Below are 17,024 nucleotides of genomic sequence, written 5' to 3'. Positions count from 1 at the left end.
GTACAAACACCTTACTAATATCTCGTCCAGAAACCTTTACGCTTGCTTAATTTCAAATCTTGCAACACAGAAGCTCTCACTCTGATATCGATGGAATAACTTTGATATGCTCCAAAAGGAATCCAGCTGGCACTCATGTCCCAACAGTGTAAATCTCTGTAAATAGAAAATGAAGTTTGTGATAAATTCTTCGCCTTAAAGTCGTAACCTGAAGTATATTGAATTTTCCACTTTGGTGTAAGGTTAAAGTCACCACTAAAGTTTAATGTATTTGTAATACTTCTAGTTTCTGGTCTGCCCAACGGATTATTATAGTTGAAGCTATAGGCAAAAGAGAAGTTCCAAGGAATATTGAAATCAACAAAAGCATTTGGATCCCTACTTACAGCGTTCAGAGCGTCTATCTGCTCCTGCGTTCTGGTAACTGGTGCATTTTGATTATTCAGTTTATCTAAGTTCTCATTTCGCTTTTTAAATGCTTCAGGATTTAAGCTGTAGTCAAAAGAAAGCGTAAATGTGGTTAACCTAGGCAGTTTGCCATCTTTCCACACGTATCTATCAATTTCTTGGTAAGAATAGGTGGTAGTGGTACTACTTCCAGTCCCTGAAGTAAAAGGAACTAAATCTACCATGTACGGACTAAACGCGCCACTAAAGTTAATACCTAATTTTTCGGTAAACTGTGAGCGTCCACTAAAGTTGATATTAGATAGTTTTTTGTTTTGCCTAAACAAATCGTAGTTAGCGTTTAAAGACAAACCTTGCAAAATCGCTAATTTACGTTCCCCTGTTCCTGTGGTATCTTTACGGTTTCTCACTTTCAGCTCTACGTTATTGTCCATGGCAAATGAAATGCTACCGCTCCTAAATTGTGGAGGTCCTCCTCCCATAAAAACAGAATACAAAAGCGGGTTACCATACTGATCTTTTACTACTTCTCCCGTTGGCTCACTCATTCCAGGCCTGATATCGTCCGTGTAAAACTCCGCTGTTTTATAATATCCGTATTTGTCGGCAGCAAAACCAGGCGCATAACTAAAACCGATGCTAGGGGTCATAACGTGACGCATAGCCCTGATACTACCGTTGCCTTTAAACTGTTTAATGCCATAAATTTTGGTTGACATCGACGTACTAATGCTGTATTGTGCTCCTCTTTTAAATCCATTTACCGTGTCAGAACGAACTTCATAGCCAGTTCCAGTAGCAGTACGGATATATCTATTTTTCAAAGTTTTGAAATCCCACTTTTCGCTATAATTTACACCCGAAGAAAAATTCAAGTATTTAAACAAAGTAAAAGGTAAGCTAATAGGCACATTATGAGAGATACTGTTGGTAAAACTATTTAGCCCGCTTTTGGAAAATAGCACATCTTCTGTAGTACTTACTCTGTTATAAGCAGTCATACTGTAACCTAAAGTTAGCTTTTGGTACCATTTGGCCTCACCAACTCTCTTTTTAGAGTCGAAAGGGCTAATGGTAGACATGTTCAAACTCACATCTGGTAAGGTTAAGCTGATATTTCTTGAATCGCCATTTGTTTGCTGATTATGCGTTAAAGCTGAGGTAAAATTGAATAACCCATCACCAAATACCTTTCCATAAGCAATACTGGAACTCATGGTGTTTTGTAAAAACTTATTAGGATCGTAACTTCCATTACCCGCGGTTACTGCATTGTGCCTACTGGAACCTGCATTTACCGAAGCACTAAAAGTAGTTCCTGGTTTGGCATTTGCGGCTTGACTGTGCGTCCAACCAATCATAACGGTCTTTACAGGTGCATATTGTGGCGTGCCCTCCAAGCCGTTACGAGTGCTGGAATAGGTCAAGTTGATATTTCCGTTGTATTTATAACGTTTAGTATAATTGGATACCAAATTGAGGTCATAAGAACCATTAGTATAGATATTTGTAATCAAACGAGCATCCAAATAATCGTTAAAGGCCATGTAGTAACCACCTCCTAGCAAAGAAAAACCTTTAGTCGCGTCTTCTCCAGGGGTAGGCAGGATAAAACCAGATGCTTTTTTATTGGGTTTGGGGAAGAAGGCAAAGGGCAAACCCAATGGCATGGGAATATCTTCAAACTTCATATAAACTGGTCCCGTAATGATATGTTTTTCGGTAGCAATCCCCTTAGTAATATAAATACCAAAGTGCGGATGTGGCAAGTTACAGGTACTATAAGTGGTACCATGAACGTGAAATTCGTTATCAGGTTGCATTTTTGTCTTACCTCCTGAGAAAAAACCTCCTTCTTGTTCCGTAAAAACACCATGCACTACCCCGTTTTTGAGATTAAGATTATAGGTTAATGAATCGGCCATGGATGAACCCTGCTCTTCCGTTTTAAAGATAGGACGTCCATAATACTTGCCCTTATCATTTGTACTTCCCTTGGCGAAAACGATCTTGCTCTTGTTATCAAAACGGATAAACTCAGCATCTAATTCCAAACCTTCATATTTTACACGTGCACCACCATATAGGTATTGAACTTCATTCTTTCGGTCTACCACTGCCGAGTCCTTTGCATAGTATTCCAGCTTAGAATCTAGGCTACTTTTTTTCATTACCTTCTTAGTAGTATCTCTTTTGGGAGAATCTATTTGCTGTGGTTTGGTTTGAAAAAATGCAACAGATACAGATGCAAAAACTTTAGTATCAGCCGATATGGCCAACAACACTAAAAAAAATGAAAAAATGAGTGTCTGTAAAAGTTTCAAATTTGTGCGTGAATGTTTATTTTGCAATAATCTTTACCACAAAACGTTCAAAATTAATGAAAAATATACCATTGAACAGAGCAAAACAAATATTGATCCTATTAATTTCTATTTTATCACTATTAACTATTGATAATCAATCGTTTGCACAACAATATAAAATTAAAACAATTGTATTAGATGCAGGTCACGGCGGGAAGGATGGATCGACAAGAGGGAACTATTCTACCGAGAAGGATGTTGCCCTAAAAACAGCTTTACGTTTAGGAAAGCTGATTGAAGAAACTCTTAAAGACGTAAAAGTAGTATATACACGTACCGAAGATGTGTTCATTCCGCTTTATGAAAGAATTGCATTAGCCAATAATGAAAAGGCTGACCTCTTCATTTCTATCCATTGTAATGATATGCCCGTATATCCTCAACGTTATATTAGCGGCTATACTCGTAGAAAAGGCAAAAAAGTTCCTATTTATAAAACTCGATATTCAAAAAGTACTTCGACTAGAGGTACAGAAACATTTGTATCTGGTAGTGGTCGAATTGATGAGCAAGATGAAGCCATTAAAAGGGAAAATGCAGCTATATTTTTAGAGGAAAATTATAAAGAAAACTACGAAGGATTTGACACCACTGATCCTGAAAGTGCCATTATTTTATCCCTAATGAAAAACACCTTTAGAACGCAGAGCTTAAAATTTGCCAAGTACATACAAGATCAATATGTAGCGGTAGGACGAATTAACAGAGGCGTTCAGGAAAAAAGCTTGGCCGTTTTAGCCAGAGCAGGAATGCCTGCGGTACTTACAGAAATTGGTTTTATTTCTAATCCTACGGAAGAAGACTATATGAACTCTGAAGCAGGTCAAATAGAAATCACCAATTGTATATTAAAAGCCATTCAAGCCTATAAATCAAGCGTAGAAAATTAAATTTTGTATTTTTGCACAAAACACAACTAAATGCAGCCAAGAAACATTTTTTTATACTTCACTTTTTTACTTTTCACTTTCTCATTTTTCAATGCAAATGCCCAAGGATATAAAATAAAGACCATTGTAATTGATGCTGGTCACGGCGGTGTGAAACCAGGAGCTAAAGGTGCTTATTCGTGGGAGAAAGATGTAGCTTTAAAAGTTGCGTTAAAATTAGGTGCAAAACTTCAAGAGGAATTACCTCAAATTAAGGTCATACAAACCCGTAAAACGGATGTAGATGTGGATTGGTATCGTAGGGCGGAAATTGCCAATGATGCTAAAGCTGACCTGTTTATCTCTATCCACTGCAACTCAATGCCCAAAGGAAACAACTATACTAAAGGTACTGAAACATTTGTGGGAGCCTACAGACGCATCAACGAAATGGATGCTGGCTTGAAGGAAAACGAGGAAATTATTAAGGATAAAAACTTCAAGAAACATGGTACTTACGATCCTACCGACCCTGAAGAGATCATCTTATTATCACTTTATAAATCACTTTACCGTTCAAAAAGCTTAGCTTTGGCTAGTTATATCCAAAAAAATTATACTGAAGTAAACAAAAGGGTGAACAGAGGTGTTAAAGAGCAAGGATTACTGATATTACAAAGGGCGGCAATGCCATCGGTACTGACCGAAATAGGCTTTATCTCCAATCCAGAAGAAGAGAGATATATTAACTCTGATGAAGGACAAGAAGAAATTGTAACTGCTATTGTAAATGCCATTAAGCAATACAAAAAAGAAGTAGAGAATTAATAAACCAAGCGAGCTTGCGAGCTCATTGATACTATAAAACAACATAGAGAAAACCATCAATAAATCGCTACAACATAAATGAAAATAAAGAACGAAACCAAAGTAGGTATTTTAGCGGCATTTGCTATTGCCCTGCTTATTATAGGCTATAACTTTTTAAAAGGAAACAGCATATTTTCTAGCGAGACAATCCTTTACGCCAAATACACTCAAGTGGATGGTTTAGCGGTATCTAAACCTGTATTAATTAATGGTTACCAAATTGGTAGAGTTGCGGCATTGGAACTACAGCCAGATGCCACCATTAAAGCTACTTTGAAAATCAACGGAAAATACGAAATTCCTAAAAACACCATCGCTCGTTTAGAAGGCACAGACCTTTTAGGCAGCAAAGCAATTGTGTTAACACTTGGTAACGATAAAAATTTTGCTCAAGATGGCGATTTTCTGCAAACCAATGTAGAAAAAGGTTTGATGGAGACTTTTCAACCCGTTCAAAAGAAGGCTGAATTGATCATTACCAAAATGGACTCAATCCTTTCAAGTATCAATACAATTTTAAATCCTAACCTTCAGAAAAACATCGATCGTAGTTTTACCAGTATTGCAGGCACTTTAACTTCATTAGAATCTACTTCCAAAAAAGTTGATGCTTTAGTGGGATCAGAAAGTTCAAAACTTTCGTCTATCCTATCTAATGTAGAAGCCATTACAGCCAACTTTAAAAGTAATGGTGCTAGAATTGATGCCGTAATGAAGAACTTGAATACGATGACGGATAAGGTAGCAGCTATAAATTTTGAAACAACGGTAAACAACGCAAATAAAGCAATTGCTGATTTACAAGGAATGATCAGCGATCTTAAAAATGGAAAGGGTACTTTAGGTGCTTTGTTAAACGACAGACAGATGTATGACAACCTTAACAATGCCTCTAAAAACTTAGATGCTTTAATGATCGATTTAAAAACTAACCCTAAACGCTATGTTCACTTCTCTGTATTTGGCGGCGGGAATAAGAAAGATAAATAATCAACAGAACCTCAATACGACAAGCGAAGAATCCTTAATAGTTCTTCGCTTTTTTTATGCTTAATCATTTCTACAGCACAAACGCATAATAGATCCGCCATTTCTAGCGAAGAGCAACGTAGTCGAAAAGTCTTTTAATGAGTTCGGAGTATTTATTCTTTATAGACTTACGAAGTTTTTGAAACTTCGTAAGTCTTAGTTTCATATGTCTCTAGATTTAACTTCGTTGAGCTTCGGTCCTCAACTGCCCTACTTTCCACTCGAAATGACGGAAGATTAACGGCTCAGTTTATATTTCGAAAGTTCTACCTTCTGTTGCTAAAACTGTGTTTTCGAAACCAGCCTGTGCTTCCTCTAACAGACCTTCCAATGTTTTGTATCTAGAAGAAAAGTGGCCGATCAATAATTTCTTAGCGTCTACTTTTTTTGCGATTTCAGCGGCTTGCTGTGCCGTAGTGTGATGGGTTTCCAAAGCTCGTTCTAACATGTCGTGCATGAAGGTAGCTTCGTGATAAAGGGTATCTGCTCCTTTGATTTGATCAAAATAACGTTCGTCGTACATCGTATCAGAACAATAGCAATATACCTTTGGTATGGCAGAATCTATAGTATAATCTAGATGATTAACCCTTCTTCCATCTGGCAATTCAAAATCTACACTCCGCTTTAGCATTGCATAGTATTCCACTGGAATGGAATCTCGCTCTAACTTCTCTACAATCAACTTTCTTAAACGTTTTTTCTCTGTAAACTTAAATCCTGTACATGGAATACGATGGTTCAGTATAATGGTTTCAACAACAACATCATTGTTCTTAAAAATCACTTCTGGTTTAGCAGGATTTATTGGAAAAAAGTTGATGGAATAACGCAAATGCGTGTCGGAATGAAGAAACTGTAGGTCCAAAATTTCCTTTAACGCAGCTGGAGCAAATAAATGCAAAGGCTTTGTACGACCATTAAGATGCAGGCTAGATAACAATCCTACTAAACCAAAAAAATGATCACCATGCAAATGACTGATGAAAATAAAATCAATTTTGGATGCCTTAAAACCATATCGTATCAATTGCTGCTGAGTACCCTCACCGCAATCAATCAAATAAAAACGTTCATTGCAATTTAGTAATTGCGCTGTTGGATTTCGGTTATAAATTGGCGTTGCCGAACTACTTCCTAAGATCGTTACTTCAAATTTCATTTAATAATTTTACCCTTTGTCTACTCCACCGCGAAGTTCTTTTTCGATCTCTTCCATAAAGATAAGATCTGTTGCTTCGTCAAGCTTATTAACAAACGTAACAGACTGATGAAGGTTTGACATTTGGATAATTTGTGCGATACTTTTATTAACGCCACATACGATGAATAAACCATCGGCAGCTTTACAAAGTCTATCGCCAGCCAGCAAAGCGCTTAAATCTTGTGCGTCACTGCACTCTTTAACAGCCGATAAATCTAAAACAATATTATGGTAACCTTCTGTGTTCAAAAGAACAAATTCAGATTTTAAGGCTGGGGTGTTATCATTAGTGAATTTAGGCTCCTCTAATTTCAACACTACATATTTCTCGTGCTTATCTACACTAAATTTCATATTTTTTATTTTTTGGTTAACTGGTTATTTGTTTAACTGGCTAACTAATTAACTAGCATTAAAAGTTTAATGCTAACTGAAAACTGTTTACTGTATTAATTTCTCAACGGCGGCTTTGGTATTTGCTTCTATCCTATCCAAAATATTTTCAGAAGGATTTTTCACAAATTTCTCTCCAACAATCTGTTCGTAAAGCTCAATATAGCGTTCTGAAATGGATTCTACAATTTCTTCAGTCATTATTGGCACTACTTGTCCATCTTTACCTTGAAAGCCATTCTCTATTAACCACTTACGCACAAACTCTTTAGAAAGCTGTTTTTGAGGTTCGTCATTTGCCTGTCTTTCTTCATAACCTTCAGCATAAAAGTAACGAGACGAATCTGGCGTGTGAATTTCGTCGATCAAATAAATTTCATCACCCACTTTACCGAACTCATATTTGGTATCCACTAAAATCAGTCCTCTTTCTGCTGCCATTTCGGTACCTCTTTGGTATAAAGCACGGGTGTATTTCTCTAGTTTTTCATAATCTGCTAAAGAAACAATGCCTTTCGCCAAAATATCTTCTCTTGAAATATCCTCATCGTGGCCTACAGCAGCTTTAGTGGTTGGTGTAATGATAGGCTCAGGTAGCTTATCATTCTCTTTCAACCCTTCTGGCAAAGCAACACCACAAACTTGACGTTTGCCTAGTGCATATTCACGTGCAGCATGACCAGCTAAATATCCTCTAATCACCATCTCTACCTTAAATGGTTCGCAAATACGACCAATCGTCACCATTTCATCTGGAGTAGCTAATACCCAATTTGGCACGATGTCTTTTGTTGCTGATAAAAATTTAGCTGCAATTTGGTTCAACACCTGACCTTTGTAAGGAATTGCTTCTGGCAATACCACATCAAATGCCGAGATCCTGTCGGTCACCACCATTGCCATTAACTGGTTATCAATAGTGTACACATCACGTACTTTTCCTTTGTAAAAACTACTTTGTTTTGGGAAGGTAAATTGGGTTTCTTTTACTGCTTTCATGAGGGCATAAAAATAGTAAAAAAGTCGGGAAGTCCGAAAGTTGAGCAGCTAACTTGACCCAATAAAAAAGTCCGAAGACATAATTATAAAATTTCATCTTCGGACCTCTTTTAAACAATACGCTATTCCTAATTACTAACCACTAGTAACTAACCACTATTACTGAATATCTCCGTACGCTTTCAAAATAGCCTTAACCAACTTATGACGTACCACATCCTCGCCGCTTAAATAAATAATATCGATTCCTTTAATATCACCCAATATGCGAAGGGCATTATGTAAGCCCGACTGTGCCTTTTTCGGTAAGTCAATTTGAGTAACGTCACCAGTAACGATAAATTTAGCCGTTGGTCCCATACGAGTTAGGAACATTTTCAATTGCAAATCGGTAGAGTTCTGAGCCTCATCCAAAATCACAAAGCAATTATCTAAGGTACGACCACGCATAAAGGCTAGCGGTGCTACTTCAATGGTTCTATTCTCTAAATAGATTTTTAGTTTCTCCGCTGGAATCATATCATCAAGCGCATCATACAAAGGGCGTAAATAAGGGTCGACTTTTTCCTTCAAGTCGCCAGGCAAAAAGCCCAGACTCTCCCCAGCCTCTACCGCAGGTCTGGTCAAGATGATACGCTTAATCTCTTTGTTTTTCAGGGCTCTTACCGCCAAGGCAACCGCAGTATAGGTCTTCCCTGTACCTGCAGGACCAATGGCAAACAACACATCGTTTTTATTGATGCTGTCTACCATTTTCCTTTGGTTTGCCGTACGGGCTTTTACCATTAGACCGTGGTTTCCATAAACAATTACCTCGCCACTACCTACAGGGGTACCACTAGCAGGTTCTGTAGTGTTGTTCTCAGTATTTTTTTTAGCGCCCAATATGCCGTCCACATCGTTATTGGTCAGCGTGCCAAATTTATCTAAATGAGCCACCAAGGCGTTGATTTTTTGCTCAAACAATTTGAGCTCGGCCTCGTCACCTAAAGCCTTCACTTCATTGCCTCTAGCCACAATCTTCAGCTTTGGAAAAGCCGCTTTTATTTGCTCATAGTGCTCGTTATTCGCCCCCCAGAATTGTATCTGATCGGTAGTTTCCAGTATCAATTTTATTTCGCTCAAAATATTGTTTTTTTAGTTGCGCCCTGTGTAATTCGATTTAAAAATTGAATATTTGTAGGCAATTTGCCTATACGCAAGAATAAGCATAAATATTTAATTTTTAATGGCTATAATCACATTAACGACAGATTTGGGTTCGAAGGATTTTTATCAGGCTGCACTAAAAGGCAGTATCCTGAATATCCTCCCAAGCGTTAATATTATAGACATCACCCACGAAGTACCTGCTTTCAACATTTCTTACGCAGCTTTTGTTCTTAAAAATGCCTATATCTATTTCCCAAAAAATACGGTTCACCTTATTGGGATTGATTCAGTATTTAACGAAAACACCAAGTACATCGCCCTGCGCTACAAAGACCATTATTTTGTAGGCGCCGATAATGGCATTTTTTCGTTGCTTTTTGAGGATAAACCTGACGAATTAGTGGAACTGAACATTATGCAGGACTTGAAATTTTTGCATTTTCCGTTGGTTGATATCTTGGTGAAAGCTGCTGTGCATTTGGCTAAAGGTGGCAGACTCAAAGAAATTGGTATCCCTGCTGATGATATTGAACAGCGCATGTTGTTGCACCCTGTAATTGAACGTGACATTATCAGAGGAAGTGTGATTTTTATCGATAGGTTCAGTAATGTAATTACCAACATTACCAAGGACTTATTCACCAAAGTACAACGCAATAGAGACTTTACGCTTTATTTTAGGAAGAGCGAAACCATTACCCAACTAAGCTGGCACTATAATGAAGTTCCAGAAGGCGAAAAACTCTGCCTATTTGGCATTAGTAACCATTTGGAAATTGCCATTAACAAAGGCAAAGCCAGCGGTTTATTAGGCTTGCATCTTAATGATATTGTCAGGGTAGAGTTCCATCCATAAACCATCTTTTTATGATTACCAGACTTGTTAAATTGGAGTTTTCTGAATTATTCATCGAAGACTTCAAGCAGCTATTTACACAAGTAAATATCCAAATCGCAAGCTTCGAAGGCTGTATGGGCGTTAATTTGCTACAGCATGAAACGGACAAGAACGTTTTTTTCACGATCAGCAGGTGGAAAAATGTCGATGCGCTGGAAAACTATAGACAGTCTGATTTGTTCAAACGTACATGGGCACAAGTGAAACCTCATTTTGTAAAGAAAGCTGAGGCATGGAGTTTGTTAGGTACTATTTAAAGTTTTAACTATGATGAGAAAAGCCATTCTTTTTACACTCTTATTCGGAAGTTTAATAAGCGTAAGCTTTGCGCAAGATAGTTCTGCTTATGAACTGCAACGAAATAAAATTAACGTCATGTTGGCCGAACGAAGCACCCGCTTTGGACAATATGATGAAAGCTTAAATGCTCGCACAGGTATTTTTGGATTCCAGACCAAAAGGGACATCAAAAACTCTAACGAGATTTTGAGACAGATTGCCATTAACGATAATAACATCTTTACGGAATTGAAGGTATTGTTAGACTACAAAGACCTACAGTTTCAACAGGTAAAATCTAATGTAGATAACAGTCAATTACGTATTGACAGCTATAAGAAAACCATTAGGGACTTGCAGGTAAAAAATGACGAATTGCTGGAGTACAATCAGAAAATAAGTAAAAGCACCAATTATTTGCAACTTTTATTGGCTCTTTTTGTTGTCATATCTGCGGTGTTGTTCTTTATCCTTTACAGAAAGAACAAATTGATGAAGTCAAAAGAGCCTCAAAGCGGTATCAAAGTTTTATGATATGAAGAAAGCATTTTTTAAAGCATTGGTAAAATTGAATAAACTAGTGCTTCCATCCTATTACCAAAAAGACCCAATGAGATTGAGCACCTTTCAAAAGGCGGTGTTAGGTTTTAGGTACTGGGCGTTGACTAATTCGATGGAGTAAGCACTTTTGTCATTTAGACTACAGCTTAGCGAGTGGAGAATCGAAGCTCTACGAAGTAAATTGAAAATCAACGAAGTTAAATCTTTGGATATATCTATATTTATTAAACATTCGAAAAAGATCTCTCCACTACGATCGAAATGACGTGTTATGAATAGTAGAATCTTTGAATTTAATATCACCCTTTCAGGATTCTTTACCTACTGCTTATCTCTTTTAAAATAATAACACCACTTCGTGGTTTTGGCAATAGATGTGTGGTATAAAGAATTTTCATGTAATATTTAAGTCCGAAGGACTGATATTATTCTAACTATAAGACATTACAATTCAGAACCACGAGGTGGTGACATAATATCGAGTCTTTTATTAGATAAAATAAATTTACAAAGATTTCTCCGCTACGGTCGAAATGACGCATTATCAACGGCAATGACGACTCGTATAAACACAAAAAAGCCCAAGATTAAAATCTCGGGCTTTTATATCATATGGTTATCGGGGATTAACCCTTAAAATGATCGATAATCAAATTAGCCAATTCCGTACCGATACGCTCTTGCGCTTCGTTAGTTGAGGCACCAATATGAGGAGTCAACGAAATTTTAGGGTGTGATAAAATCTCTGCAGCTGGTGTAGGTTCGTTATCAAAAACATCTAAACCTGCAAAAGCAACCTTGCCCGAGTTTAAAGCCTCGATTAAAGCAGCTTCGTCGATAGTTCCACCACGAGAGCAATTCACTACGCCTACCCCGTTTTTCATCGCTGCAAATTCAGCTGCGCCTAAAATTGGTTTGTCGGCAAATGGCGTATGTAAAGAGATAAAATCACTATTGGCAATTACCTCTTCCAAACTTACGGTAGTTACTGGAATTTCAACCTTGATGCCTAAAGTTAGGTTCAAAGTAATGTTTCCACTAAAAGGGAATAAATCGTAAGCTAACACATTCATTCCTAACCCTAAAGCTACGGCTGCAGTTTCTCTTCCAATTCTTCCAAAACCAATAATACCAATGGTTTTACCTCTCAACTCAATACCCTTAGCATAAGCTTTTTTCAAATCGTTGAATTTGGTATTTCCTTCTACAGGCATTTTACGGTTAGCATCTTGCAAGAAACGTACGCCAGTAAATAAGTGAGAGAACACCAACTCCGCTACCGATAATGATGAAGCAGCAGGTGTATTCACTACTGTAATTCCTTTTGACCTTGCGTATTCTACGTCGATATTATCCATACCAACACCACCTCTACCTATTAATTTGAGGTTAGGACAAGCATCAATCAGTTCTTTTCTAACTTTAGTAGCACTTCTAACGGTTAAGCCATCGTAATTTTGCAATGCCGCTACTAATTGATCTTGAGGTACCGTTTGTGTATCTACAGTAAACCCAGCATCTTCTAATAATTTCTTTCCTATTGGATCTATGCCATCATTGGCAAGTATTCTAGCCATTTCTTATTTTTTGTATTTTTCTTCGAAACTTTGCATTAAATCGATTAGCGCATGTACGCTGGTAATTGGAAGTGCATTGTACATAGATGCTCTGAAACCACCTACACTTCTGTGTCCCTTTAAGCCTTCAAAACCATTTTCGTCAGCATATTTAGCGAAAGGCTTTTCTAACTCAGGGTCTTCCATTACAAAACAAATGTTCATACGTGAACGGTCTTCTACCGCACAAGTTCCCTTAAATAAAGAATTTCTATCAATCTCTGTATATAAAGCTTTTGCCTTTGCGATATTTTCTTTCTCAATCTCAGCAATACCGCCTTTTGATTTCAACCAACGGAGGTTTAACATTGCAGTGTAGATAGAGAACACAGGCGGGGTGTTGTACATTGAACCACCGTCTACATGAGATTTATAATCTAACATAGAAGGAATAGCTCTATCAGTTTTTCCTAAAATCTCGTCTTTTACAATCACTACAGTTAAACCAGCAGGACCGATATTTTTTTGCGCTCCAGCATAGATTAAGTCATATTTCGAAACGTCAATCACACGGCTCATAATATCCGACGACATGTCGCAAACTACAGGTACTTTGGTGGCTGGTAAATCAAACAGCTCAGTACCGTAAATAGTATTATTAGAGGTATAGTGGAAATAAGCACTATCCGCTGGGATTTCGAAGTCTTTAGGAATAAAGGTATAATTGGAGTCTTTTGAGGATGCTACAACATTGGCTTTACCGAAATATTTAACTTCTTTAATTGCTTTACTTGCCCAAACACCCGAATCTAAATAAGCGGCGCTTTTGCCTTCAGGCAGTAAATTCATGGGCACCATTGAAAATTGTAGGCTTGCTCCTCCTTGCAACAACAGTACTGAATATCCCGAAGGAACATTTAAAAGTTCCTTTACCAATCTTACCGTCTCCTCAACCACTGCCTCAAATTCAGGTGAGCGATGGGAGATTTCTAGAATTGATAAACCGTCTTTAAAATCTAGTACTGCGCTAGAAGCTTGCTTAAAAACTTCCTGCGGTAAAATACAAGGACCAGCTCCAAAATTATGTCTCATTTTTTCTGTTTTTTATTGCTCGTAAAATTAACATTTTGACACTAATTATTTAGGTTTTTTATCAACCAAATAATCAACATAACAAACGTTTGAGAAAAAGACAAAAATACTGCTAGTATATTAACCTAAAGTGATAGCATATTAACCTCAATTAATTGCCTTTTATCTTAAAGATGAGCTTAAAGTTTAATTGTCTGCCCGTTAAATAATTAGGAATAGCGTAATTGACATTATTCACGTCTTTTAGCCACAAATAAGATACCGTATTGTTAATGTTCAGCAAGTTAAAAACCTCTGCATAAGCAATTACCGAATTAAAATATTTGCTCAAAAATTTGGGCTTTCTTTTAGCACTGGCATCCAAAAAGTCATTAGAAAAACCAATATCTACCCTTCGGTATGCTGGAATACTGAAATCATCGGTATAAGTTTTAATTTGAGGGGCACCGATAGGTAATCTGGAACCATACAACAAATTAAGGTGCACTTTATAAGTAGGGCTTTTGAATAATCTATCCTGAAAAAACATCGAGAAATTTACTTTTTGGTCGGTTGGTCTTTTCAAATAGCCTGGATAAATGGTTTGGTTTTGGCCATTAGCATCCTTAGCTACGTAACTGTCGTTAATTACATCTTGGTTAGCGCTTAAGATTGAAACCCTAAAAAAAGACATCAAATCCTTCACCAGCTCACCACCCAATGAAAAATCTGCTCCGTAGGTATTGCCTTTAGCAGTGCTTGTAGCCAAATATTTGATTCTTACGTTATCTACGGTATACGGAATCATCCTATCAGCGTACTTGTAATAAACCTCAGAAGTAAATTTTAGGCGTGTCCCTAATCCGTTAAAGGAAAAATCGTAACCTGCCGATATGTTGTAGGAACGCTGTGCCTTTTGGTCAAGATTTAGTGAGCCATCCAAATCTCTAATACTCCTATAGCTTGGTGCCTGACGATAAATACCCGCTGTAAATCGCCAAAGTTTTTGTTCATCTGGACGATACAACATTAACAACCTAGGACTAAACAATAATTCGCTACTTAAATCATTGTAACTAGCTCGCAAACCAAATTGCACATCTGTTTTTGCTGAAACAGCATAACTATCTTGTAAATACCCAGAAATGGTATTGATTTTTAAATGGTTATTGCTAAAAATAGCATCCTCAAAAGTAAACGAATTGGTATTCGCTGGTAAAATATAGCCTGCCGAATCAAGATAACTGTATTCGTTAATTTTATCTACATATTTTGCTTGCTCGAATCTTGCACCATAGGTAATTTCATGTTTTCCCACACGCTGTTCTACCTTAAGTTCGGTACTTGCTATACTCGAATTTAAACTATTTCTAGCGTAACTGTATTGGTTGCCCAAGCCTCTATTTTTACGAATTGGACCAAAGCCACCACCAGCGTAATCGTTATCCACTTCTTCAAAAACATAGTTACCATCAATATCAAAACGTTCTCTTTCCTGAACTTCGAAATAACTGTTTATCCATTTGACAGACAAATCTTTATAAGGATTGAACAAAGCTGTTACTGCACCTCCATAAGTGTAATAATCATCAATTTCCTGTCCTTCATAATCCACCTTCAAACGCATGGGTGTAGTAATGGTACCAAATTGTGTTTCCCTACTTTGTGGAACAAGTTTAAAACTTCCAGAATTAAAATTAAGCAAGGTGTTAATGCTAAACTTCTGGCTGAAATTATATTGATAAAGCGCCTGAAAATCATTAAAATTAGGACGATAGCTACCTTTTTGGTCTTGCGTTCCCAATACATTCCTGTTATCTTTTCTCCTGAAACCAAACAGCAAATGGCTATTTTTAAAATTGCTTTTAGCCGTAGCCGAAAAACCCATTAAACCAGCTGATATTACATATTCATTGCTATCTGGCTTGTCATATCTTACATCCAGTACCGATGAAAGCTTGTCGTTGTACCTAGCATTAAAACCACCTGCCGAAAAACGTGCCCTACTTACAAAATCGGGGTTAATAAAACTCAAACCTTCCTGTTGCCCATTTCTAATTAAAATAGGTCGGTTAATTTCAATATCGTTAACGTAAATTAGATTTTCGTCGAAATTACCACCACGTACACTGTATTGCGAACTTAATTCATTGTTGGTGGAAACCCCTGGCAAGGTTTTTAAAATAGCTTCAAAGTTCATGGAAACGGTAGGCAAGCTTGCCAAATCAGTAACATTGATACTTTGCGCATTGTTGAGCTGGTTTTGTTTCCCCGTAATTTTTACGCCTTTAAGTTCTTTCACGTCTAGCTTCAAAAAAACATCTTTTTTTACTTCAGTTCCTTTTTGTTCACTAAACTTAATGGTTTCCGTTCGATAGCCTACCAGTTTGAACCTCAAACTGAAATTAGACAAACGTGAATGAATGGTATACTTCCCTTCTTCATCACTCACTGTACTTCCAGATAAGCCTACCAACGTAACACTTACTTTAGGTAAGGGTTGATTTTTCTCATCATAAATGATACCGCTTACCTTAATTAAGGATTGTGCGCTGGCGCATAGCGATAAAATGACCAAACATAAAAGGAAAAGCGTTTTCTTGGCCATTAATTAGATCTGCTGAATAGAGGTTTTTATATTTTTGAGCTCTGAAATCATCTGTGTAGGACTTGTGGCTGCAAAAACAGCATTGCCTGCTACGAAAACATTGGCACCTGCTTCAATTAACGAAGCTATATTCTGAATCCCCACTCCCCCATCAACCTCTATGTAAAGATTAGGGTTAACTTGCTTGGCCATTTGCCTCAATTCTCTTAGCTTATTTAAGGTTTGAGGAATAAAAGCTTGTCCACCAAAACCAGGATTTACAGACATCACCAAAACCAAATCAATGTCCTGCAATACATCTTTCAAAAAACTAACTGGCGTATGCGGATTTAAAGCCACTCCCGCTTTGCATCCCACTGATTTAATCAGCTGAATTGTACGATGTAAATGGGTACACGCCTCATAATGCACTGTAATAACATCAGCTCCAGCCTTAGCAAAGTCAGCAATATACCTATCTGGGTCTACAATCATTAAATGCACATCAAAAGGCTTTTTAGCATGTTTTTTTGCTGCTGCAATTACTGGAAAACCAAAGGAAATATTAGGCACAAAAACACCATCCATTACGTCTACATGAATCCAATCTGCCTCACTTTGGTTAAGCATCTCTATGTCACGTTGCAGGTTGGCAAAATCAGCCGATAAAATGGAAGGGGCAATTAGGTGTTTCATTTAGTTTATCATTATTGCGAGGTACGAAGTAAATTATATCGTTTTAAGATTGCTTCGTCGTACCTTCTCACAACGACGATTTTCAA

The 17,024-nt window shown here is 37.3% G+C and carries 16 protein-coding genes; 7 read left to right on the top strand and 9 right to left on the bottom strand.

Annotation, left to right across the window (positions count from 1 at the left end; all coding sequences use genetic code 11):
- Window positions 1-14: 14 nt before the first annotated feature.
- Window positions 15-2,579 (bottom strand): putative LPS assembly protein LptD, encoded by a 2,565-nt coding sequence (locus DUT70_RS02180; RefSeq protein WP_240431999.1) that lies wholly within the window; start codon window positions 2,577-2,579, stop codon window positions 15-17.
- Between the two features lie 209 nt (window positions 2,580-2,788).
- Here DUT70_RS02180 and DUT70_RS02175 point away from each other — a divergent pair, with 209 nt between their 5' ends.
- The 3 genes from DUT70_RS02175 to DUT70_RS02165 all read left to right on the top strand — a co-directional run bounded on the left by DUT70_RS02175 (window position 2,789) and on the right by DUT70_RS02165 (window position 5,503).
- Complete coding sequence (locus DUT70_RS02175) at window positions 2,789-3,664, top strand: N-acetylmuramoyl-L-alanine amidase family protein (protein WP_113645661.1); 876 nt, start codon at window positions 2,789-2,791, stop codon at window positions 3,662-3,664.
- Window positions 3,665-3,694: 30 nt separating this feature from the next.
- Window positions 3,695-4,471 (top strand): N-acetylmuramoyl-L-alanine amidase family protein, encoded by a 777-nt coding sequence (locus tag DUT70_RS02170; RefSeq protein WP_113645660.1) that lies wholly within the window; start codon window positions 3,695-3,697, stop codon window positions 4,469-4,471.
- 78 nt (window positions 4,472-4,549) lie between these two features.
- On the top strand, window positions 4,550-5,503 hold the full coding sequence (locus tag DUT70_RS02165) for an MlaD family protein (protein ID WP_113645659.1): 954 nt from the start codon (window positions 4,550-4,552) through the stop codon (window positions 5,501-5,503).
- 289 nt (window positions 5,504-5,792) lie between these two features.
- On the opposite strand, the gene DUT70_RS02160 is transcribed toward DUT70_RS02165, so the two are convergent.
- The 4 genes from DUT70_RS02160 to DUT70_RS02145 all read right to left on the bottom strand — a co-directional run bounded on the left by DUT70_RS02160 (window position 5,793) and on the right by DUT70_RS02145 (window position 9,263).
- Window positions 5,793-6,704, bottom strand: coding sequence for a ribonuclease Z (locus DUT70_RS02160; protein WP_113645658.1), 912 nt, complete (start codon window positions 6,702-6,704; stop codon window positions 5,793-5,795).
- A gap of 9 nt (window positions 6,705-6,713) precedes the next feature.
- The gene (locus tag DUT70_RS02155; protein WP_113645657.1) at window positions 6,714-7,100 is read right to left on the bottom strand and encodes an STAS domain-containing protein; all 387 of its coding nucleotides are present in this window, start codon (window positions 7,098-7,100) and stop codon (window positions 6,714-6,716) included.
- Window positions 7,101-7,187: 87 nt separating this feature from the next.
- Window positions 7,188-8,138: a phosphoribosylaminoimidazolesuccinocarboxamide synthase gene (locus tag DUT70_RS02150; protein WP_113645656.1), complete on the bottom strand. Its 951-nt coding sequence runs from the start codon at window positions 8,136-8,138 to the stop codon at window positions 7,188-7,190.
- Window positions 8,139-8,297: 159 nt separating this feature from the next.
- Window positions 8,298-9,263, bottom strand: coding sequence for a PhoH family protein (locus DUT70_RS02145; protein WP_113645655.1), 966 nt, complete (start codon window positions 9,261-9,263; stop codon window positions 8,298-8,300).
- Between the two features lie 103 nt (window positions 9,264-9,366).
- Here DUT70_RS02145 and DUT70_RS02140 point away from each other — a divergent pair, with 103 nt between their 5' ends.
- Genes DUT70_RS02140 through DUT70_RS21070 form a run of 4 tightly spaced genes read left to right on the top strand, consistent with a single transcriptional unit; the run spans window position 9,367 to window position 11,149 of the window.
- The gene (locus DUT70_RS02140; RefSeq protein ID WP_113645654.1) at window positions 9,367-10,146 is read left to right on the top strand and encodes an SAM hydrolase/SAM-dependent halogenase family protein; all 780 of its coding nucleotides are present in this window, start codon (window positions 9,367-9,369) and stop codon (window positions 10,144-10,146) included.
- 11 nt (window positions 10,147-10,157) lie between these two features.
- Entirely contained in the window at window positions 10,158-10,445 is a 288-nt protein-coding gene (locus DUT70_RS02135; RefSeq protein ID WP_113645653.1) for a putative quinol monooxygenase, read from the top strand.
- 10 nt (window positions 10,446-10,455) lie between these two features.
- Window positions 10,456-11,001, top strand: a complete 546-nt coding sequence (locus DUT70_RS02130; RefSeq protein ID WP_205529714.1) for a hypothetical protein — start codon at window positions 10,456-10,458, stop codon at window positions 10,999-11,001.
- A gap of 1 nt (window position 11,002) precedes the next feature.
- On the top strand, window positions 11,003-11,149 hold the full coding sequence (locus DUT70_RS21070) for a hypothetical protein (protein WP_162926554.1): 147 nt from the start codon (window positions 11,003-11,005) through the stop codon (window positions 11,147-11,149).
- 505 nt (window positions 11,150-11,654) lie between these two features.
- Here DUT70_RS21070 and DUT70_RS02125 read toward each other — a convergent pair.
- From DUT70_RS02125 to rpe, 4 genes are all read right to left on the bottom strand, one after another.
- Complete coding sequence (locus DUT70_RS02125) at window positions 11,655-12,605, bottom strand: D-2-hydroxyacid dehydrogenase (protein WP_113645652.1); 951 nt, start codon at window positions 12,603-12,605, stop codon at window positions 11,655-11,657.
- A 3-nt stretch (window positions 12,606-12,608) separates the two neighbouring features.
- Entirely contained in the window at window positions 12,609-13,676 is a 1,068-nt protein-coding gene (serC, locus tag DUT70_RS02120; RefSeq protein WP_113645651.1) for a 3-phosphoserine/phosphohydroxythreonine transaminase, read from the bottom strand.
- 151 nt (window positions 13,677-13,827) lie between these two features.
- Entirely contained in the window at window positions 13,828-16,263 is a 2,436-nt protein-coding gene (locus DUT70_RS02115; protein WP_113645650.1) for a TonB-dependent receptor, read from the bottom strand.
- Between the two features lie 3 nt (window positions 16,264-16,266).
- Window positions 16,267-16,938: a ribulose-phosphate 3-epimerase gene (gene rpe / locus DUT70_RS02110; RefSeq protein WP_113645649.1), complete on the bottom strand. Its 672-nt coding sequence runs from the start codon at window positions 16,936-16,938 to the stop codon at window positions 16,267-16,269.
- Window positions 16,939-17,024: the final 86 nt, after the last annotated feature.

The organism is Pedobacter chitinilyticus (assembly GCF_003313385.1).
Lineage (GTDB): Bacteria > Bacteroidota > Bacteroidia > Sphingobacteriales > Sphingobacteriaceae > Pedobacter > Pedobacter chitinilyticus.
Note: the sequence above shows the minus strand (reverse complement) of the source record. Positions and strands in the feature narration are given on the sequence as shown.